General features: G+C 72.1%; 20 protein-coding genes and 2 tRNA genes. 16 read left to right on the top strand and 6 right to left on the bottom strand.

Annotation, left to right across the window (positions count from 1 at the left end):
• Positions 1 to 113 precede the first annotated feature (113 nt).
• The 6 genes from rplU (at position 114) to AB0H37_RS33860 (ending at position 6,573) form a co-directional block, all read left to right on the top strand.
• Complete coding sequence (gene rplU / locus AB0H37_RS33885; RefSeq protein WP_179836635.1) at positions 114 to 431, top strand: 50S ribosomal protein L21; 318 nt, start codon at positions 114 to 116, stop codon at positions 429 to 431.
• Positions 432 to 445: 14 nt separating this feature from the next.
• Positions 446 to 703, top strand: coding sequence for a 50S ribosomal protein L27 (gene rpmA, locus AB0H37_RS33880; RefSeq protein WP_075899989.1), 258 nt, complete (start codon positions 446 to 448; stop codon positions 701 to 703).
• A gap of 94 nt (positions 704 to 797) precedes the next feature.
• Entirely contained in the window at positions 798 to 2,195 is a 1,398-nt protein-coding gene (obgE, locus tag AB0H37_RS33875; RefSeq protein WP_329087439.1) for a GTPase ObgE, read from the top strand.
• A gap of 176 nt (positions 2,196 to 2,371) precedes the next feature.
• A complete protein-coding gene (gene proB, locus AB0H37_RS33870) occupies positions 2,372 to 3,478 on the top strand; it encodes a glutamate 5-kinase (protein ID WP_179836633.1) in 1,107 nt (368 codons plus the stop codon).
• Positions 3,479 to 3,491: 13 nt separating this feature from the next.
• Positions 3,492 to 4,751 (top strand): glutamate-5-semialdehyde dehydrogenase, encoded by a 1,260-nt coding sequence (locus tag AB0H37_RS33865; protein WP_360616860.1) that lies wholly within the window; start codon positions 3,492 to 3,494, stop codon positions 4,749 to 4,751.
• 64 nt (positions 4,752 to 4,815) lie between these two features.
• Complete coding sequence (locus AB0H37_RS33860) at positions 4,816 to 6,573, top strand: TIGR03767 family metallophosphoesterase (RefSeq protein ID WP_360616859.1); 1,758 nt, start codon at positions 4,816 to 4,818, stop codon at positions 6,571 to 6,573.
• Positions 6,574 to 6,628: 55 nt separating this feature from the next.
• Here the strand turns inward: AB0H37_RS33860 and AB0H37_RS33855 are convergent, their stop codons facing one another.
• Entirely contained in the window at positions 6,629 to 7,663 is a 1,035-nt protein-coding gene (locus AB0H37_RS33855; RefSeq protein WP_179836630.1) for a M48 family metallopeptidase, read from the bottom strand.
• A gap of 134 nt (positions 7,664 to 7,797) precedes the next feature.
• Here AB0H37_RS33855 and AB0H37_RS33850 point away from each other — a divergent pair, with 134 nt between their 5' ends.
• From AB0H37_RS33850 to AB0H37_RS33810, 9 genes are all read left to right on the top strand, one after another.
• Entirely contained in the window at positions 7,798 to 8,217 is a 420-nt protein-coding gene (locus AB0H37_RS33850; protein WP_360616858.1) for a helix-turn-helix domain-containing protein, read from the top strand.
• 76 nt (positions 8,218 to 8,293) lie between these two features.
• Complete coding sequence (locus AB0H37_RS33845; RefSeq protein ID WP_329087446.1) at positions 8,294 to 9,580, top strand: phenylacetate--CoA ligase; 1,287 nt, start codon at positions 8,294 to 8,296, stop codon at positions 9,578 to 9,580.
• Positions 9,581 to 9,632: 52 nt separating this feature from the next.
• A complete protein-coding gene (gene nadD, locus AB0H37_RS33840; RefSeq protein WP_329087448.1) occupies positions 9,633 to 10,232 on the top strand; it encodes a nicotinate-nucleotide adenylyltransferase in 600 nt (199 codons plus the stop codon).
• Positions 10,233 to 10,376: 144 nt separating this feature from the next.
• A complete protein-coding gene (gene rsfS / locus AB0H37_RS33835) occupies positions 10,377 to 10,790 on the top strand; it encodes a ribosome silencing factor (protein ID WP_179836628.1) in 414 nt (137 codons plus the stop codon).
• Positions 10,783 to 11,445, top strand: a complete 663-nt coding sequence (locus AB0H37_RS33830) for a histidine phosphatase family protein (RefSeq protein WP_329087452.1) — start codon at positions 10,783 to 10,785, stop codon at positions 11,443 to 11,445. The genes rsfS and AB0H37_RS33830 overlap by 8 nt, the downstream gene beginning before the upstream one ends.
• 76 nt (positions 11,446 to 11,521) lie before the next feature.
• Positions 11,522 to 11,594: transfer RNA gene (locus tag AB0H37_RS33825), tRNA-Ala, on the top strand.
• Positions 11,595 to 11,974: 380 nt separating this feature from the next.
• On the top strand, positions 11,975 to 12,166 hold the full coding sequence (locus AB0H37_RS33820) for a hypothetical protein (protein WP_229810333.1): 192 nt from the start codon (positions 11,975 to 11,977) through the stop codon (positions 12,164 to 12,166).
• Between the two features lie 110 nt (positions 12,167 to 12,276).
• Positions 12,277 to 12,654 (top strand): hypothetical protein, encoded by a 378-nt coding sequence (locus tag AB0H37_RS33815; protein ID WP_360616857.1) that lies wholly within the window; start codon positions 12,277 to 12,279, stop codon positions 12,652 to 12,654.
• Positions 12,655 to 12,738: 84 nt separating this feature from the next.
• Positions 12,739 to 12,811 (top strand) — tRNA-Ala (locus tag AB0H37_RS33810).
• Between the two features lie 47 nt (positions 12,812 to 12,858).
• Here AB0H37_RS33810 and AB0H37_RS33805 read toward each other — a convergent pair.
• The 3 genes from AB0H37_RS33805 to AB0H37_RS33795 form a co-directional block, all read right to left on the bottom strand.
• Positions 12,859 to 13,959, bottom strand: a complete 1,101-nt coding sequence (locus AB0H37_RS33805; RefSeq protein WP_329087457.1) for a Vms1/Ankzf1 family peptidyl-tRNA hydrolase — start codon at positions 13,957 to 13,959, stop codon at positions 12,859 to 12,861.
• Between the two features lie 45 nt (positions 13,960 to 14,004).
• Positions 14,005 to 14,514: a DUF1360 domain-containing protein gene (locus tag AB0H37_RS33800; RefSeq protein ID WP_360616856.1), complete on the bottom strand. Its 510-nt coding sequence runs from the start codon at positions 14,512 to 14,514 to the stop codon at positions 14,005 to 14,007.
• A 95-nt stretch (positions 14,515 to 14,609) separates the two neighbouring features.
• Positions 14,610 to 14,867 (bottom strand): Rho termination factor, encoded by a 258-nt coding sequence (locus AB0H37_RS33795; RefSeq protein WP_329087461.1) that lies wholly within the window; start codon positions 14,865 to 14,867, stop codon positions 14,610 to 14,612.
• Between the two features lie 67 nt (positions 14,868 to 14,934).
• On the opposite strand from AB0H37_RS33795, the gene AB0H37_RS33790 reads away from it, so the two are divergent.
• A complete protein-coding gene (locus tag AB0H37_RS33790) occupies positions 14,935 to 18,165 on the top strand; it encodes a BTAD domain-containing putative transcriptional regulator (protein WP_360616855.1) in 3,231 nt (1,076 codons plus the stop codon).
• 100 nt (positions 18,166 to 18,265) lie between these two features.
• Here the strand turns inward: AB0H37_RS33790 and AB0H37_RS33785 are convergent, their stop codons facing one another.
• A complete protein-coding gene (locus AB0H37_RS33785) occupies positions 18,266 to 19,087 on the bottom strand; it encodes an ABC transporter permease (protein ID WP_179836620.1) in 822 nt (273 codons plus the stop codon).
• Complete coding sequence (locus AB0H37_RS33780) at positions 19,084 to 20,061, bottom strand: ATP-binding cassette domain-containing protein (RefSeq protein WP_329087465.1); 978 nt, start codon at positions 20,059 to 20,061, stop codon at positions 19,084 to 19,086. The genes AB0H37_RS33785 and AB0H37_RS33780 overlap by 4 nt, the downstream gene beginning before the upstream one ends.
• Between the last annotated feature and the right edge of the window lie 422 nt (positions 20,062 to 20,483).

The raw sequence follows: 20,483 nt of genomic DNA, 5'->3' as shown, positions 1-20,483 counted from the left end.
CCTGGTGTGCCGCCCTCGGCCCGGTGCCGGGGGTAGGCCCCCGTCCGGGGGCTGGTTAGCCACGCGTGGGGCCGGTTCACTCCGGAAGCGCGCGCAGACGAAGGGTTTCCGCGGTGTACGCGATTGTCCGCGCAGGCGGCAGGCAGGAAAAGGTCGCCGTCGACGACGTGCTGACCGTCGACAAGCTGGCCGGTGACGTCGGGTCGACCATCACGCTCCAGCCCCTGCTGGTCGTGGACGGCGACGACGTCGTGAGCCGCACGGCCGACCTCGCCCGCTACGAGGTGACCGCCGAGATCCTCGGCGCGGTCAAGGGTCCCAAGATCAACATCATGCACTACCGGAACAAGACCGGGTACAAGCGGCGGATGGGTCACCGCCAGCCGTACACCGAGGTCAAGATCACCGGTATCAAGGCCGGCAAGAAGTAAGGGAGAGCGGTCTCATGGCACACAAGAAGGGCGCATCGTCCAGCCGCAACGGTCGCGACTCCAACGCCCAGCGCCTCGGTGTGAAGCGCTTCGGCGGCCAGGTCGTCAACGCCGGCGAGATCATCGTCCGCCAGCGCGGCACCCACTTCCACCCCGGCCCGGGCGTCGGCCGCGGCGGCGACGACACGCTGTTCGCGCTGGTCGCGGGCGCGGTGGAGTTCCGGCGCTACCGCGGTCGCAACGCGGTGAGCGTCGTCCCGCCGGCGGAATAGTCCGCCGGGGGCAGCGACTTTTTGTTCGAAGGGGCGGACCGTTTCCGGTCCGCCCCTTCGCCGTTCTTACCAAGGTTCCCTGAGGAGAGTCACCGTGGCCGCTGGAGCGGGATCGGGCGCGCAGTTCGTCGACCGGGTGGTGCTGCACGTCGCGGCGGGCAACGGCGGCAACGGCTGCGCCTCGATCCACCGGGAGAAGTTCAAGCCGCTCGGCGGCCCGGACGGCGCCAACGGCGGCCGCGGCGGCGACGTCGTCCTCGTCGTCGACTCCAATGCCGCGAGCCTCCTCGAATACCACCGGCGCCCGCACCGCAAGGCGGGCAACGGCAGGCCGGGCCAGGGCAGCCTGCGGACGGGCGCGGACGGCGGCGACGTGATCCTGTCCGTCCCCGACGGCACCGTCGTGAAGTCGGGCGACACCGTCCTCGCGGACCTGGTCGGCGAGGGCACCCGGTTCGTGATCGCCAAGGGCGGCAGCGGCGGTCTCGGGAACGCGGCGCTGGCGACGGCCAAGCGCAAGGCGCCCGGATTCGCGCTGCTCGGCGAGCCGGGGGAGGAGCGCGACGTCGTCCTGGAACTGAAGAGCGTCGCCGACGTCGCACTCGTCGGGTTCCCGAGCGCGGGCAAGTCGTCGCTGATCGCCGCGCTGTCGGCCGCCAAGCCGAAGATCGCCGACTACCCGTTCACGACGCTGATCCCGAACCTCGGCGTGGTGAGCGCGGGCGACACGACGTTCACGGTCGCGGACGTGCCGGGCCTGATCGAGGGCGCCAGCGAGGGCCGCGGCCTCGGCCTGGACTTCCTGCGCCACATCGAGCGCTCCTCCACCCTCGCGCACGTCCTCGACTGCGCGACGATGGAGCCGGGCCGTGACCCGGTCAGCGACTTCGAGGTCATCGAGCGCGAACTCCAGGCCTACGACCGGGTGCTGGGCGACCGCCCGCTGTCGGACCGCCCCCGCATCGTCGTCCTGAACAAGGTGGACGTGCCGGACGGCCGCGACCTCGCCGAGATGGTGCGGCCGGAGTTCGAGTCCCGGGGCCTGCGGGTGTTCGAGGTGTCGGCGGCGACGCACGAGGGGCTGCGGCAGCTGTCGTTCGCGATGGCGGCGATGGTCACCGACTACCGCGACTCGCTGCCGGCGGCGGAGCCCACCCGCATCGTCATCCGTCCCGAGCCGGTCGGCGGCGACACCGACTTCGAGATCAGGACCCTCGGCGACAACACCTACCTGATCACCGGCACGAAGCCGGTCCGGTGGCTGCGCCAGACCGACTTCGCCAACGAGGAGGCCGTGGGCTACCTCGCCGACCGCCTCGCCCGGCTCGGCGTGGAGGACGCGCTCCGCCAGGCGGGCGCCAGCGCGGGAGCCACCGTCCTGATCGGCACCATGGACGACTCGATCGTCTTCGACTGGGAGCCGGAGGTCGCGGCGGGCGAGGGCACGAGGGGCCCGCGCGGCACCGACCGCCGCCTGGACGGTTGGTCCTGAACGAGCGAAGCGGACCGGGGGGTGTGGGGGGTCGTCCCCCCACAGGAAACAGGGCCGAGCGAAGCGGACCGGGAGGTGTGGGGGATCGTCCCCCACAGGAAACAGGGCCGAGCGAAGCGGACCGGGGGGTGTGGGGTCGTCCCCCCACAGGAGACAGGGTTGAGCGGAGCTGAGTCATGAGTGGGCGTGAGGCGGTCGCGAAGGCGCGGCGGATCGTGGTGAAGGCGGGCTCGTCCTCCCTGACCACGCCGCAGGGCACGATCGACGTGAACCGCATCGACGCGCTGGTGGACGTTCTCGCCGCGCGCCGCGGCGAGGGCACCGAGATCGTGTTCGTGTCGTCCGGCGCGATCGCGGCGGGGCTCGGCCCGCTCGGGCTGACCCGCCGGCCGCCCGACCTCGCGACCCAGCAGGCGGCGGCGAGCGTCGGTCAGGGCCTGCTGTTCGCCCGCTACACCTCCTCGTTCGCCCGTTACGCGCTGACGGTGGGGCAGGTGCTGCTCACCGCCGACGACATGATGCGCCGCTCCCACCACCGCAACGCGCAGCGCACCCTCGCGCAGCTGCTCGCCATGGGCGTCCTGCCGATCGTGAACGAGAACGACACCGTCGCCACCGACGAGATCCGGTTCGGCGACAACGACCGGCTGGCCGCGCTGGTCGCGCACCTGATCCGCGCGGACGCGCTGGTCCTGCTCTCGGACGTGGACGCCCTCTACACCGGGGACCCGCGCCGTCCCGGGACCCGCCGCATCGAGGATGTGCGCGGCCCGGACGACCTCCGGGACGTCGAGCTCGGCGGGTCCGGCCGGGTCGGCACCGGCGGCATGGTCACCAAGGTCGAGGCGGCCAGGATCGCGGGCATCCCCGTCGTGCTGACCAACGCGGCGTCCGCGGCGCGCGCGCTTTCCGGCGACCAGGTCGGGACGCTGTTCCATCCGGCCGAGGGCCGCCGCATGTCGACCCGCCACCTGTGGCTGGCGCACGCGACGACGGGCCAGGGCCGCGTCATGCTGGACGCGGGCGCGGTCGAGGCGGTCGTGCGGCGCCGCACGTCCCTGCTCCCGGCCGGGGTGACGGGCGTGGACGGCGACTTCGCCGCGGGCGACCCGGTCGACCTGTGCGACGCGGGCGGCGAGGTCGTCGCGCGAGGCCTGGTGAACTACGACGCTTCCGAGATCCCCGAGCTGATGGGGCGCTCGACGCGCTGGCTGGCCCGTGAGCTGGGCGCCGAGTACGAACGCGAGATAATCCACCGCGACCATCTGGTGATACTGCGATGACAGGAGCCTGCTGATGAGCGACGAGCGCGAGGAGTTCCTGCGGGTGGCGCGGCGCGCCAGGGAGGCCGCCGCCGGGCTGGCCCCGCTGCCGCGGTCGGCGAAGGACGCGGCGCTGCACCGGATCGCGGACGCCCTGGTCACCGCCGCCCCGGAGATCGTCAAGGCGAACGAGTCCGATGTCGCGCGGGCCCGCGGGAACGGCACCTCCGAGTACATGATCGACCGGCTGAGCCTGTCGGAGCCGCGGATCGCCGCGATCGCCGACGCCGTCCGGCAGGTCGCCGCGCTGCCGGACCCGGTGGGGGAGACGGTCCGCGGGAACGTGCTGCCGAACGGGCTGGAGCTGCGCCAGGTGCGGGTGCCGCTCGGCGTCGTCGGGATCATCTACGAGGGCCGCCCGAACGTGACCGTGGACGCCGCCGCGCTGTGCCTGAAGAGCGGGAACGTGGCGATGCTGCGCGGCTCGTCGTCGGCGTACTCCTCCAACACGGTGCTGGTCGAGGTGATGCAGGGCGCGCTGACCGGTACGGAGGTCCCGCCGGACGCGGTGCAGCTCGTCCCGGGCACGTCCAGGGAGTCGGTGAAGCACCTGATGCGGGCGCGCGGCCTGGTGGACGTGCTGATCCCGCGCGGCGGCGCCTCGCTGATCAACTCGGTGGTGGAGGAGTCGACCGTCCCGGTGATCGAGACGGGCGTCGGGAACTGCGCGGTGTACGTGGACGCTTCCGCCGACGTCGACATGGCCGTGGACATCCTCCTGAACGCCAAGACGCAGCGCCCTTCGGTGTGCAACGCCGCCGAGACGTTCCTGGTGCACGCCGACATCGCCGACGCGTTCGTCCCGCGCGCGCTTGAGGCGCTGAAGAGCGCCGGTGTCACGGTGCACGGCGACGACCGGATCCGTTCCTTCGGCGGCGACGTCGTGGAGGCGACCGAGGACGACTGGCACGCCGAGTACCTCTCGCTCGACATCGCCGCCCGCGTGGTGGACTCGCTCGACGACGCCGTCGCGCACATCCGCCGGTACGGCTCGGGGCACACCGAGGCGATCGTCACGACGTCCCAGCCGGCCGCGAAGCGGTTCGTCGCGCTGGTCGACTCGGCGGCCGTGATGGTGAACGCCTCGACGCGCTTCACCGACGGCGAGGAGTTCGGGTTCGGCGCGGAGATCGGCATCTCGACGCAGAAGCTGCACGCCCGCGGCCCGATGGGGCTGCCGGAGCTGACGTCCACCAAGTACGTGGTGACCGGGGAAGGGCACGTGCGCGGCTGAGCTCCGGATTTGTGACAGTTTTGCCATTGATGTCACGTGTGCGGGTGTGGTCTGATTCACGATTGTGACTCGTCAGTACAGCCGCCGCCGCGTCCTGCAGGGCGCCGCCCTCGGCGCGGGGATCGCCACCACCGGACTGGCCGCCTTCCCCGCGCGCCCCGCCGCCGCGGCGGCGCCCGCGCTGCGCGGTCCCACCGCCGGCACCACCCTCGACCGGACCTACCTGCTCGGCGCCGCTGGCGCCGGCGGGTACCGCAAGGTGACCACCGGCCCGGGTGAGCCGCACCTGCTGCGCCGCGACCTCGGCGGCACCGCCTCCGCGCGCCGGGCCGCCGTCCGCCGGGGCGTTCTCGCCTTCGGCCATCTCACCGACGTCCACATCATCGACGCGCAGTCCCCGGCGCGCGTCGAGTTCGTCGACCGGCTCAAGGACGGCCTGGACGTCCTGCCGGTCGAGGGCGCCTACCGGCCGCAGGAGATCCTGTCCACGCAGGTCGCCGAGGCCATGGTCCAGGCGGTGAACCGGGTCGGGCGAGGACCGGCGACCGGCCTCGGCCTCGCCTTCACCATCAACACCGGCGACGCCGCCGACAACGTCCAGTACAACGAGCTCCGCTGGATCATCGACCTGCTGGACGGCGGGCGCATCCGCCCCGACTCCGGTGACCCGAACCGCTACGAGGGCGTCATGGACTGGGCGTCCTACGACCGCTCGTTCTGGCACCCCGAGGGCCCGCCGCCCGGCGCCGAGGCCGACCTCCCGAGCAGCAGGTACGGCTTTCCCCGTGTGCACGGCCTGATCGACGCCGCGCGCCGCCCGTTCGAGGCGACCGGCCTCGACGCCCCGTGGCTGGCCGCGTTCGGCAACCACGACGGACTCGTCCAGGGCAATCTGCCGGTCAACCCGCTGGTGTCCGGCCTCGCCACCGGCGGCATCAAGATCGGCGCCCCGGCGGACGCCGGCCAGGCCGAGCGCCTCGCCCGCATGATGAGCGGGGGCGACGCCGCCGAACTCGTCCGCCTCAGCCGCGAGCAGGGCGGCGCGGGGGGCCTGTTCCGCCCGGTGACCCCCGACCCGAACCGCCGGATGCTGTCGCGTGCCGAAGTCGTCGCCGAACACTTCAAGACCAGCGCTTCCCTGCGCGGCCACGGCTTCACCGCCGCCAACCTGCGCGAGGGGACGGCCTACTACGCCTTCGACAAGGGCGTCGTGCGCGGTCTCGTCCTCGACACCGTCAACCCGAACGGCTACTCCGAGGGCTCGCTCGACCGGAAGCAGTTCACGTGGCTGGAGTCGCAGCTCAAGGCCGGTAGCGGCCGCTACCGGGCGCCGGACGGCTCGGTCGTGGAGCACGCGGTGAAGGACCGGCTGTTCGTCCTGTTCAGCCACCACCCGATCGGTTCGTTGGAGAACCCGCTCGGCGGCGACCGCGTCCTCGGCGACGAGGTCGAGGCGCTTCTGCTGCGCTACCCGAACGTCGTCCTGTGGGTGAACGGCCACACGCACCGCAACCAGGTCATCCCGCACGCGCGCAAGGGCGGCGGAGGTTTCTGGGAGGTCAACACGGCCGCGCACATCGACTTCCCGCAGCAGAGCCGCATCGTGGAGCTGGCCGACAACGGCGACGGCACCCTCTCGGTGTTCGCGACGATCCTCGACTCCGCCGGGCCCGCCTCCCACGGCGGCCGCCTCACCGACCCGGTGAGGCTGGCGTCGCTGTCCCGGGAACTGGCGGGCAACGACTGGCAGGACCGCGAGGAGGACCGCCGCGGCGAGGCCGCCGACCGCAACGTCGAGCTCCTGGTCCCGGCCCCCTTCTGAGGAACCGCGAAGGGCCGCCGCGTCCGTGTCGCGGCGGCCCCGGCTCGGTGCCCGGTCAGTTGCCGGACGTGGGCCCGTTGTCGCGCCGGGTGAAGCGGTCGAACAGCCCGCCGGCCGCGCCCGCCGCCGCGTCGGCCATGTCGCGGACCTTGCCCACGAACGGGTCGGCCGTCCGCTCCCACGACTCGCGGTACGACTGGGCGGCCTCCTTGATCCCGTCGCGGACCGACGCGTTGCCGTCGTCCTCCCGGCGCGCGTAGTCCCCGGCCAGGATGCGCTCGTACGCGCCGCTGCCCGCCCACTGCTCGATCTCGGCGAACCGGATCACCGCGAACGGGTGCGACTGCCCGAGCAGGTTCATGAACTTCAGCAGCCCGTCCCGCACGTCGCCGGCCGCGTCGTACTCGCGCGCCTGCTGCAGGAACGCCTCGCTGCTCATCTCGCCGAGCCGCGTCCCGCCCGCGAGCTTCATGTTCACCCGCTTGGCCGCGTCGAGGTCCTGCCCGACGAGCAGCCCGGCACGGTCCGACGACAGCTCCGCCTTACGGAACCACTCGCGCAGCCCGATGATGATCGCCGCGATCCCGACGTTGCCGAGCGGCAGCCACGCCAGCCGCGCCCCGAGCTGCAGCAGGATCTGCATCATCGTCTGGTACACCGCGTGGCCGGACAGGATGTGCCCGACCTCGTGTCCGACGACGAAGCGCAGCTCCTCCTCGTCCAGCAGGTCGATCAGTCCGGTGTTCAGCACGATGAACGGATGGTCGGACCCGAGCGCCATCGCGTTCGGCGTCGGGTCCTGCCGCACGTAGAGCTCGGGAACTTCCGGCATGTCCAGGATGTAGGAGGCATCGCGGACCATGTCGTAGATGTGGCGGAACTGGTCCTCGCCGACGCGCACCGTCCCGCCGAGGAACATCAGCCGCAGGGACCGCTCGTTGACCAGCCCCGACAGCTTGCGCAGCACGACGTCGAACCCGGAGAGCGAGCGCAGCGCCACGAGCGCCGATCGGTCCGCCGGGTGTTCGTAGGCCCGGGAACTGATCCCTGGGAACCGCGTACGTGCTCGATCCGGTGTGTTCTCCGTCATGTCCGACCTCCTGGAGGGTGCAGAGCCTGGTCGACAGGCGGGCGTGAGGCGGTGCCACGCCCCGGAGAGGTCCGGGGCGACGGGTTCGTACGTATCCCCGACCCTCGCCGACGTGTTCGAATGGTGCCTGCGGCGTGACGCACTGTGTCCGCCGGTCCTTCCGGTACCGCTTCTACCCGATCTTGGAACAGGCCGAGCACCTGAGCCGCACGTTCGGTTGTGTCCGTCTGGTCTACAACATGGCCTTGGAAGCGCGCATCCGGGCACACCGGGACGGTCGGCCCTTGACCTGCGACGAGGGCCGCCTGGCCTTGGCCGAGCTGAAGGAACCGCTGCGCTTCGTGCGGTCGCGCCCGCCGCTGGAAGGAGTGGAGGATCGCCGACCGGTGACCGCCGACGCGGCCCGTGACGTCCTCGCCGCCGGGCCGGCGGAGAGGCGAAACGCCGGTGGAGCCGATGTCAGACCTCAACGGGAGTCTTCTTTCCGAGCGGGCGATCGGCGACGAAGCGGGACATTCCTTCCAACAGGGGAGAAGCCAAGTCTGGCATGGTAGTTCCGACGATCCACCGTGCCGCAGGGTTCCCCGCGCGGGAGCCGCGTCCGGCTCTGGCCGCGCCCGGGAGGCAGCCATGTTCGACCCGAAGGCCGAGGCGATGTCCCTCGACGAGCGCGCCGCCCTGCAGCGGCACCGGGTGTGGGGGCTGGTCGACCGGCTCCTGGCGGCCGGCGGCGTGCAGGGGCGGCGGCTCAAGGAGGCCGGGGTCGGACGCGGCGCCGACGTGACGCTCGCGGGGCTGCGGGACCTTCCGTTCACCACCAAGCAGGACCTCTGGGACCACTACCCGTTCGGGATGCTCGCCGTGCCCCGCGACCAGGTCGCCGCCGTGCACGGGTCCAGCGGGACGCGGGGGCGCCCGACGCTCGTGGCGTACACCAAGGCCGACCTCGACCTGTGGGCGGCGATGTGCGCGCGCTCGCTGTCGTGCGCCGGGGCGTCGCCGGGGAGCATCGTCCACAACGCCTACGGATACGGGCTGTTCACCGGCGGGATCGGCATCCACCAGGGGGCCGTGGCGCTCGGCGCGACCGTGGTGCCGATGTCGGGCGGCATGACCGACAGGCAGGTGCGCATGCTCGCCGACCTCCGCCCCGACATCCTCACCTGCACCCCCGCGTACGCGCTGCGGCTGGGGGAGGCCGTCGCCGAGGCCGGGATCGACGCGACCTCGCTCACCGCGGGGCTCTTCGGCGCCGAGCCGTGGTCGGAGGAACTGCGCACGGCCATCGAGGACGTCCTGCCGATCAAGGCGATGGACGTCTACGGGCTGTCGGAGATCATCGGGCCCGGGGTGGCCACCGAGTGCCTGGAGCAGGACGGCCTGCACGTCAACGAGGACCACTTCATCGTCGAGGCCGTCGACCCCGCCACCGGCGTCCCCGTCGAGGACGGGACGCCCGGCGAACTCGTCTTCACCACCCCCACCAAGCAGGCGCTGCCGCTGCTGCGCTACCGGACGGGTGACATCGCGTCCCTCACCCGCGGCGAATGCGCCTGCGGACGGACCCTGGTGCGGATGAGCAAGATCCTCGGCCGTGCCGACGACATGATCGTCGTCCGGGGCGTGAACGTGTATCCGAGCGAGGTCGAGCGGGTCCTGCTCGGCTCCGGGCTCGTCCGGCCGCACTACCAGCTCGTCGTGGACCGGCGCAGCCCCACCGCGCGGCTCATCGTCGCCTGCGAGGCCCTCTCCGGCGACCCGAGGGCCGCCCTCGTCCACGCCCTGTACGAGACGCTCGGCCTTACCGCCGAGGTCGCGGTCCTGCCCGAGGGCACGGTGCCGAGGGTGGAGGTGGGCAAGGCCGTCCGCGTCGTGACCTGGGAGGACGGCGACCCGCCGCTGCCCGGCCTGGCCTGAGCCGCCGGGGGCGGACGTTCCGGACGCCCATCGGCTGGCTATTGTCGTCGCCATGACGCAAAAGCGGCGCATGGGGATCATGGGCGGCACCTTCGACCCGATCCACCACGGGCACCTCGTGGCCGCCAGCGAGGTCGCGCACTTCTACTCCCTGGACGAGGTCGTGTTCGTGCCCACCGGCATCTCTTCCCACAAGGAGGGGGCCAAGGTCGCCGCCGCCGAGGACCGCTACCTCATGGCCGTCATCGCCACCGCGTCGAACCCGCGCTTCTCCGTCAGCCGCGTCGACATCGACCGGCCCGGCGCCACCTACACCGTCGACACGCTCCGTGACATGCGCGAGATCCAGGGCCCGGACACCGACCTGTTCTTCATCACCGGCGCGGACGCGCTGGAGAAGATGCTCACCTGGCACGACACCGACGAGCTGTTCGAACTCGCCCACTTCGTCGGTGTCACCCGCCCCGGCCACCGGCTCGCCGACCCCGGGCTGCCCGACGGGCGCGTCTCCCTCATGGAGGTGCCCGCGCTGTCCATCTCCTCCACCGAGTGCCGGGAGCGGGTCGGCAGCGGCGAACCCATCTGGTACCTCGTCCCGGACGGGATCGTCCAGTACATCAACAAGCGGAGCCTCTACCGCGGTGCCGCCTGACGCGGCGCCGCGGCCACATATTCTGGACGGAGAGCGGGGCCGCATCCGCCATTGCGGTCGAACAACAACAAAGAGGTCGATCGTCCGCCGCACGTGAGAAGGTGGAGTGGAGACGACCCCTACAGGGAGGATCGCGAGCGCACCGTGACCGCATCCGAGAGGGCGGCGCAGCTCGTCCGGATCGCCGCCGAGGCGGCGGGCGACAAGCTGGCCGACGACATTCTTGCCTACGACGTGAGCGAGCAGCTCGTCATCACCGACGCGTTCCTGCTCTGCTCGGCCCCCAACGACCGCCAGGTCCGCGCCATCGTGGACGAGGTCGAGAAGCGCCTGCGCGACGAGGCCGAGGCCAAGCCCGTCCGCCGCGAGGGCGAGCGCGAGGGCCGCTGGGTCCTGCTGGACTACGCGGACATCATCGTCCACATCCAGCACGAGGAGGACCGCATGTTCTACGCCCTCGAGCGGCTCTGGAAAGACTGCCCCATCATCGCCATGCCGGAAAGCGTCACCGCTCACCAGGCCCAGCGCACCCGCGCCGTCGGGAGCCCGAGTGAGTGACGCCCGCCCGGCCCGCGAACCGGGCAGACGCCGCCTCGTCCTCTGGCGGCACGGCCAGACCGCGTGGAACGTCGAGCGCCGCTTCCAAGGCAAGACCGACATCCGTCTCGACGAGACGGGCGTCGCCCAGGCCCAGCGCGCCGCCCGGCTCCTCGCCGGCCTCCGCCCCACCGCGCTGCTCTCCTCGCCGCTGCGCCGCGCCGCCGACACCGCCCAGGCCCTCGCCGAGATCACCGGACTGCCCGTCCACTACGACCGGGACCTCATCGAACGCGACGGCGGCGCCTGGGAGGGCCTCACCTCCCACGAGATCCGCGAGCGCTACCCCGCCGAGCACGCCGCCTGGCAGCCGCCCGGCGGCGAGACCAGCGCCCAGGTCGCCAAACGGGTCGGCGCCGCGCTCGAACGCGCCCTCGACGACCTGCCGCCCACCGGCCAGCTCGTCGTCGCCTCCCACGGCGCCGCGCTCCGCCTCGGCATGTCCCACCTCCTCGGCCTCCCCGAAGAGACCTGGGAACGGCTCGGCGGCCTGTCCAACTGCTGCTGGTCCGTCATCACCGAGATGCGGAACGGCGGCTGGCGCCTCGTCGAGCACAACGCCGGCACCCTCCCCGAACCCCTCCTCAGCGACGACCGCCCCGACGCCGGCGCCTGACCCAAACGATTCGAGACCAGGCCCGGCCGTCCTATACACTGGCTGGGCGCCGCGGGATGAAAGTCCACGCGGCGGCGGGGCTATGGCGCAGTTGGTAGCGCGCCTCCATGGCATGGAGGAGGTCTGGGGTTCGAATCCCCATAGCTCCACGAACGGAGTTGGGAGGACCGTGCCCACGGAAAGCGTGGGCCGGGACTCCCTTCTTCATGTCTGCCTGGGGGGCGACCCCCAGACCCCCGATGTGGGGGCTCCGCCCCCACACCCCCTCCCGGCTCAGGTCTCTGATCACCTGCGGGATGGTGACGCTCGCTGAAGCGGGCTCCGCCCGTTTGTTGGGGCTGCGCCCTTGTCCCTGTCGGGGCAGGTTTTTGGTCATCTGTGGGTTGGTGTGGCTTGTTCGGGGGCTTTGGTCCTTGCTCCTTTCCGGCTCGGGGCTTGGGGGTCTGCGGGTTGGCCTCTGCGCGGGTGGAGGGATGGTTTCATGCGGGGTATGGGAAGACACCGCAGGGGGGCGAAGCGCGAGGTCACCGTGGGTGATCTCATCGACGAGCTGCGACGGTTCGATCCCGGCGCCGAGGTGCGGCTGGCGATCCAACCGCGGATGCCGCAGGAGCATGCCGTCGGGACCGTCGCGCAGGCCGACGGGATCGTGTGGATCGGCGACGGCGGGCAGCGGGGCTACGCGCCCGACGAGGTCGGCGAACGCCTCGGGTGGAGATGACGCAAAGCCTTCACCATCACGGCGGCTACCTTTGGCCCCTCGCGCTTCGCCGTGTTGATCATGCGGAAGGCCCCACGTGGCGATGCATGATCGAGATGAGGGTTGACCCCATGAGAAGCCGGTTCACCGGGAAGAGGCTGCTGCTGGCCGCGGCGGTCGCCGGGGCGTCCGTCACGGCGGCGACCGTTCCCGCGCATGCGGCTCCGCCGCCCGAGTACCAGGTCGACGACTGCGCCAAGGCGCTCGACGTGCTGTCCTACTTCAAGCTGCTCCCGAACCAGCCCGACCTGGGCCGGACTCTGTGCTCCGTCGCGCAGCAGCAGAAGGAGCAGTACACCAACGAGGTCCACACCGAGTACACCGACGAGAACGGCAAGAAGGTCGAGCGGGACAAGTCTCTCGGCTCGGTCGAGTGGCTCAAAAGCCTCACCGTCCAAGTCCCGACGGTCAACGACCGCTGGTACGTCTACACCTCGAAGAAGCCCTGACCCGCGCGCCGGCCGCGGAGGGGCGACCCTCCGCGGCCGACGCGTCCCAACCGCTCCCAACGTGCACTAAGCTTTTCCTCGCGAGGGGCTATGGCGCAGTTGGTAGCGCGCCTCCATGGCATGGAGGAGGTCTGGGGTTCGAATCCCCATAGCTCCACGAACGATTCAGGAGTGGTCGCCGAGAGCGCCACTCCTTCTCGTTTCTCAGGCGGTGAAGCGCAGGACGGCGCCCACGTGCAGCGTCGGGGCCGGGCCGTCCGAGGGCAGGACGACCAGCTCGCCGTCGGTCGCGGCGGCCGCTCTCACCAGGGCGGCGTCGGCGCGGTCCTCGCGGGGGTCGTCCACGCCGAACTCCTCACGCAGCTGCTCGGCGGTCGTGGCGATCTGGGACGGGTCGGGGCCGACCCACAGCCGGCCCCGCGAGTCCGGTTCGTCCGCCAGCAGGAGCGTCTCCACCCGGGCCTGGCGCACGGCCTCCGTCGTCGCGTCCAGTCCGGAGACGGCGCGCTGGCCGTTCGCGAGTTCCCGGTCGAAGCGCTCCGCCACGGTCATGATGCGCTCGGTGGATTTGAGCCGCAGCAGGCGGCGCAGTTCGGCGTCGAGGTCCGGGTCGTCGACCGTGGTGTTCTTGTCGGCCTCGACGGTGTGCTCCAGGACGTGTTCCGAGATCTCCTCCAGGACGGCCGTCCGGGCGCGGGTGTCACCGGCGATCACGACGGCCTCGGCGCCGCAGCGTTCCGCGGCCCTGTCGATCTCGTGGGCGACCTTCTTGGCGTTGAGCTTCCAGACGTTCTCCGCGGAGCGCTGGAAGCGGGACTGGTTCCAGTCGCCCGCCTTGACCTTGCGGATGGGGTACTCCTCGTCCCCGTCCACCTCGATGCGCTCGCGCTTCCCGTCGGCGGTGACGCATTCGATCGCGCCGCCGCGCCGGTCGACGACCGCCAGCAGGTGCGGGAACCTCTCGCCGCGCTCGACGAGGTAGGGCAGGACGTCGGGGAGCGGGGCGAGGGTGGCGCGCGTGCTGCGGGGCGGGCCCGGGAGGCGTTCGCTGTGCACCACCGCGCCGTCCGCCGCGAAGATCACGATGCCTTCGGAGCGGCGCAGCGCCATGTCCTCCTGGACGGTCTCGTCGATCGCGCGGAGCGTGGCGTCCGGTGTGCTCTGAGCCTCCAGTTCCGAGCGCAGCGCCCGCCACCGCAGCTCCGCGGCCTTGGACGCGTCCTCCGTGGTACGGGTGAGGTCGGCGTACACCGACGCGTACGGTCCCGGCTTCTGGTACAGCGTTTTGAGGAATGCCAGATCCATGGGTTCGCCGTACCCCCCGCATCTGTGACAAACGTCGTTGGGGCGTCAGCCTTCGGCGGACTTCTGGAGCCGCGCGTAGGCGAGCTGCAGCCAGTCCGACCCGGCGACCGCGGTCATCGTGGCGCCGGCGAGCCGGGTCGCGTCCGGAGCGAACACCAGGCCCGCCGCGTAGGCGGTCGCGACCCACTGGGAGGTGCAGAAGGGGCAGGTGATCAGCTCCCCGACGGCGTGCCGGACGCCCCTGCCGCGCACCTCCTCCGACAGCTCGGCCGGGCCGGCCGTCCCCGAGTAGCGGGTGAACGGGGCGCGCAGCGGACTGGTCACCGGGTCCTTCGTGATCAGCCGGGACGCCTTGTGCGTCGTGACCGTCATCAGCGCCAGATCGGCGAGGCCGATCGCCGGGGCGCCGTCGCGGAGGCGGCGGCCGAGCAGGGCCAGCGTCCCCGTGGTGATGGCGTAGACGGCGAGGGTGCCGAGATACGAGCCGAGCGGCCGGTCCTCCCCGGCGGCGTACTCCTCCTTCTGCCTGCGCGCGGTGTCGACGACCGCGTTCATGGGCTCTCCTTCTGTGGGGGGCGAACAGGCAGGACTCGCTGCCCTCGGCGGGTGCCCGGAACTCCGCGACGTTCGGCTCGGCGCGAAAATCCCGTCTAGTGGTCGCGCAGCGCCTTCACCAGTTCCGACTTGTTCATCGAGGAGCGGCCCTCGACGCCGATCTCGCGGGCGCGCTTGAGCAGCTCGTCCTTCGTCCACTCGTCGTAGGAGGGGCTCTTGCCGCCCTTGCGGCCGACCTTCTTCTCCCCCTGAGCCGCGGAGGCGTTGGCGATCCGTGCCGCCTTCTCCTTGCTCTCGCCCTTCTCACGCAGCTTCTGGTACTTCTTCTCGTCCTTGATCTGTGCTCTGGGCATGGGGAATCCATACCCGGCCCGTGAGATCCACACATCGGGGACAATGGCACCCGGGAAGGGGGCACGCGTGCGCATCGGCATCCTGGGACCGCTCGACGTGCGGGACGGGGCCGCGCGGCCCGTCGAGGTCGCGGGCCGCAGGCTGCGAGCCCTCCTCGTGCGGCTGGCGGCCGAGGCGGGCCGCCCCGTGTCGGCCGAGCGGCTGCTGGACGATCTGTGGGAGGGCGCCCCGCCCGGCGGGAACGCGCTCCAGGCGCTGGTGTCCCGGCTGCGCGGCGTCGCCGGGCGGGACATGGTCGAGCACGGCCCGGCGGGCTACCGGCTCGGGATCGACCCCGGCGAGATCGACGCGGTCGCGTTCGAGCGCGGCGTCGCCGCCGCCCGCGCCGAGGAGGACCCCTGCGCGCGGGCGGACGGCCTGCGCGCGGCGCTCGCGCTGTGGCGCGGCCCCGCCCTCGCCGACGTCGCCGACGCCGACTTCGCCTACCCGACCATCGCGCGGCTGGAGGAACTGCGGCTCGCCGCCGTGGAGGACCGGGTCGCCGCCGAGATCGCCGCCGGGCTCCCCGCCCCGCCGGTCGCCGAACTGGAGCCCCTCGCCGCCGCGAACCCGCTGCGCGAGCGCCTGCGCGGCCAGCTGATGCGCGCCCTGTACGCGGCGGGGCGCCAGGCCGACGCCCTGGAGGTGTACGAGGAGACGCGGCGCGCCCTCGCCGACCGGCTCGGCGTCGACCCGTCCCCGGAACTGGCCGCCGTGCACCTGTCGATCCTCCGGCGCGAGACGACCGCCCCGCCGCCCGAACCGGCGCCGCCCCCCGCCGTCCCGCGGCCCGCGCGCACCAACCTGCCCGCCCAGCTCACCAGCTTCGTCGGCCGGGAGGAGGAGTCGCAGCGGGTCGGCAAGCTGCTCCGCGAGACCCGCCTGGTCACCCTCACCGGCCCCGGCGGCGCCGGCAAGACGCGGCTGGCCGGGGAGAGCGCCGCCGCGCTCATCGAGGAGATGCCGGACGGCGTGTGGTTCGTCCCGCTCGCCCCCGTCAGCGACCCGGGCGATGTCGTGCAGGCGGTGCTGTCGGCACTGGCGGTCCCCGAGAGCGTCCGCCCCACCGAGACCCGCGTGGTCGTGCGGCCCCTCGAACGGCTCACCGACTTCCTCGCCACCAAGCGGAGCGTGCTCGTCCTCGACAACTGCGAGCACCTCATCGACGCCGTCGCGCGGCTCGTCGACCACGTCGTCGCGCACGCCGACGGCGTCCGCGTCCTCGCGACCAGCCGCGAACCGCTCGGCATCACCGGCGAGTCGCTGTGCCCGGTTCCGTCCCTCCCGCTGCCGGCCGAGGACGCCGCCGACCCGGCCGACGCCCTCGGCTACGCCTCGGTGCGGCTGTTCGCCGACCGCGCCGCCGCCGTCCGCCCCGGCTTCGCCGTGGACGCCGGCAGCGTCGCCGACGTCGTCGCGATCTGCCGCGCGCTCGACGGCATCCCGCTCGCGATCGAGCTGGCCGCCGCCCGCCTGCGCTCCCTCACCCCCGGCCAGGTCGCGGCCCGCCTCGGCGACCGGTTCCGGCTGCTGACCGGCGGCAGCCGCACCGCCCTGCCCCGGCACCGGACCCTGCGCGCCGTCGTCGACTGGAGCTGGGATCTGCTGGACGAGGGGGAGCGCGCCGTCCTGCGCCGCCTCGCGGTGTTCGCCGGCGGCGCCACACCGGACGCCGCCGTCCGGGTGTGCGGGCTCGACGCGCCGGACGCGCCCGACCCGCAGGACGTCATCGACGTGATCGCCGCGCTCATCGACAAGTCGCTGGTGATGGCCGACGGCGACACCGACGTCCGCTACCGGCTGCTGGAGACCGTCCGCGTCTACGCGGGGGAGCGGCTGGAGGAGGCCGGCGAGACCCGCCGCGTCCGCGACGCGCACGCCGCCTACATGATCGAGTTCGCCGAGCGCGCCGAGCCGGAGCTGCGCCGCCGCGACCAGCTGGTCTGGTCCGCCCGGCTGGCCGCCGAACGCGAGAACTTCACCGTCGTGTTCCGGCACGTCACCGAGGTCGGCGACGTCGAGGCGGCGCTGCGGCTCGTGGCCGGGCTGGTGTGGTTCTGGGTCCTGCGCGACATGGAGCGGGAATCGGGCGGCTGGACGGTCGTCGTCCGCGACATGGCGGACGGCGCCGCGCCTCCCGGCCTGGAGGAGCAGTACGCGATCAGCGTGGTCGCCGCCGCCCTGGTGAGCGAGATGACCAAGGAGTCGGGGCCCACGCAGGAGTCGCTGCGCCGGGCCATGAGCGACGCGGCGGCCGTGGTGTCAGCGGCGCCCATGCATCCTCTGCTCGCCCTCGCCGAAACGGGGGCCAGCATGTTCGGCGGGGACATGGAGGAGGTCAGGCAGAGCCTCGGCCGCATCCGCGACCACGCCGACCCGTGGGTGCGGGCCGTCGTCCGCGTCATCCTCGCCCACGTGGGGATCAACCACGGCGAGATCGACGACGCCGCCGAGCAGGCCGCCGACGGCTACGCGCGGTTCCGCGAGCTGGGCGACCGGTTCGGAATGATCGTCGGGCTGAGCGGGATGATGCAGACCGCCATGGCGCGCGGCGACCTGGCGGAGGCGGTCCGCCTCGGCGAGGAGGCCTACGGCTACGCCACGGGCGGCGTCAGCCCCGAGCAGGGCTCCGCGCTGCTCGCCCAGCTCGCGTGGGCGCGCGCCCGGCGAGGCGAGGTCGCGCGCGCCCGAGCCGACCTCGAACGCGCCATGGCGCAGTCCGAGCGCATCGGCGAATTCGCCGACGCCGCGAACTCCTCCCTCATGCTGTGCGAGATGGCGCTGCTGGAAGGCGACCGCGAGACCGCCCACGCCCATGCCGACCGCGCGTGCACGTGGGTCGAGTCGCGCGGGCACCGCCCCGACTTCGCGCAGACCGCCCGCAGGATGTTCAGCCGCCTCGGGTGCCTGGCGGAGGAGGACGGCGACCTGGAGGCCGCGAAGCGCCGGCACGTCCAGGCGCTGCGCGATCTGCCGAACGACGCGCTCATGGGGAACCCGACCGTGGCGGCCCTCATCGACGGCCTCGCCGCGTATGCCGCCGCGCGGGGGAGGCACGTGCGCGCCGCCGAGCTGCTGGGCACGGCCCACAACCTGCGCGGCTATCGTGACGCGGCGAGCTACGAGGTCTGCCGGACGCTGTCGCTCGTCAGTGGTGTCCTCGGCGAGGAGGCGTTCGCCGCCGCGTATGAGCGGGGGCGCCAGATCACCCGGGACGACGTCTTCGACGAGGCGGACGGGCTGGTCACCTCCCTCTGAGGGCCTCCGCGTCTCGGCCGGTGCGGTCGGCGCCGGAAACGCGCGCCGCCCCGAAGACGGATTCTTCGGGGCGGCGCGCGTTCGGATGCGAGGCCGGGCGTCAGGCCCTCCGCGAGTACATGCGCATGGCCAGCGGGAACGTGACGACGACGATGCCCGCCGCCCAGGCGAGCGTGTACCAGGCGTGGTTCCCGATCGGGCCGCCGACGGTCAGCGCGCGCACCGACTCCGCCAGGTGCGTGACCGGGTTGACCTTCGTCCACGCCTCCAGCCATCCCGGCATCGTGGACGTGTCCGGCACGAGGATGCTGCTGCCGAACGTCAGCGGCATCACCCAGATGAACGCGAGCCCCTGCACCGTCTCGGGCGTGGGCGCGACCAGCCCCACGAGCACGGAGATCCAGCAGACCGCCAGGTAGAACACGTACGCCAGCGCGAACGCCGCGAGCACCGACAGCGGATCGGTGTGGAAGCGGAACCCGAGGACCGACCCGAACCCCACGAGCACCGTCATCACGGTGATGAACCGGACCGTGTCCCCGAGGACCGTTCCGAGCAGCGGTGCGGAACGAGCGATCGGCAGGCTCCGGAACCGGTCGAACACGCCCTTGTGGATGTCCTCGTTCAGCGCCGTCCCGAGCCCCATCGTGGCGAACATCGCCATCTGCGCGACGAGCCCCGGAAGCAGCTGCTGCAGGTAGGAATGCGTGTCGCCGGCCACCGCGCCGCCGAACACGTACAGGAACAGCAGCAGGAACACGATCGGCATCAGCGTCGTGTCCAGCAGCTTCTCCGGCGAGTGCTTCAACTGGGCGACGTTGCGCCACGCCAGCGTCAGACCGTGCCGCACCGTCCTCCTCACGCTGATGCGCGCGGGCGGCTCAGCGGCGGACGGACGGCTGTCAACGGTGATGGCGGTCATGCCAGGCTCCCCTCGGAAACGAGCTCGGACGCGGGCTCTTCGGCGTGATGGCCTGTCAGCGTGAGGAACACCTCGTCCAGGCTCGGCATCCGCAACGCCAGCTCGGCCGCCACGATGGACGCCTCGTCCAGCCGCCGCACCAGAGCCGACAGCAGGCGCGGATCGTTGACGGGCGCCGAGACGAGGCCCGCGGCCTTCTGGACCTCCGGAGGCTCCCCGGTCAGCTCCGCGACGATCGCGGTGAGCTGCGCAAGGCGGAACGGCTCGGCCGCCCGGACCACCAGCGTCTGCCGCCCGATCCGCCCCTTCAGATCGTCGGAGGTGCCCTCCGCGATGACCTGCCCGTGGTCGAACACCGCGATCCGGTCGGCGAGCGCGTCGGCCTCCTCCAGGTACTGCGTGGTCAGCAGCACCGTCGCCCCCTCGGCGACGATCTCCCGGATCGTGTCCCAGACCTCGTTGCGCGCCCGCGGGTCCAGCCCGGTCGTCGGCTCGTCAAGGAAAATGATCTCCGGGTGGTTGATCAGGCTCGCCGCCAGGTCCAGCCGGCGGCGCATCCCGCCCGAGTACGTCTTCACGGCGCGTGCCCCCGCGTCGGTGAGCCGGAACCGGTCTAGCAGCTGCCGTGCCCGCGCCTTCGCCTCCGCGCGGCCGAAGTCCAGCAGCCGGGCGATCATCACGAGGTTCTCGAAGCCGGTCAGCTCCTCGTCCACCGACGCGTACTGTCCGGTCAGCCCGATCTTCGCCCGGACGCGCACCGCGTCCTTGACCACGTCGTACCCGCCCACCTCGGCATGTCCGGCGTCCGGCTTCAGCAGTGTCGCCAGCACGCGCACCGCGGTGGTCTTGCCCGCTCCGTTCGGCCCGAGGACCCCGAGCACCGTGCCCCGGCGAGCCGTGATGTCCACACCGTCCAGCGCCTTCGTGTCACCGAACCTTTTCCGCAGCCCCTCCGCGCGGATCACATCGTCCATCTGGGTGCCTCCCGTAATTCCTTCGTTGTGACGGTCACCACCGTGGGCGACGGCGCTGACATCACGCGGACACCGGTGCGCGAGCGCTGACGTGACGCTGACGCGTTGGTGACGCCGCCGACTTGAACAGTGCGTGACCTGGGGGTTTCGATGGACGGGCGAACAGGTGGCCGGGCCTGATTTGACGGACCTCCCGGGGCTGCCTAATCTCTGTGGTGCCCCAAGGGGATGCGGGACGCCGACAGGCGGACGGCCCCAGGGGACACCGACAGAGGAAAACGGTTCGCAGGGCTCTGCGCACCGAGGTACTCTAGAAGGACAAGCCAGACGGGATGCAGGACGCCGCAAGGTGGCCGGCCCGCAGGGCGCCTCCCACGGAACGATCTTTCTGAGTCTTCGACTTGGTCGTGTCGTCGCGTGGG

The sequence above is a fragment of the Actinomadura sp. NPDC023710 genome (assembly GCF_040639875.1).
GTDB lineage: Bacteria > Actinomycetota > Actinomycetes > Streptosporangiales > Streptosporangiaceae > Spirillospora > Spirillospora citrea.
Note: the sequence above shows the minus strand (reverse complement) of the source record. Positions and strands in the feature narration are given on the sequence as shown.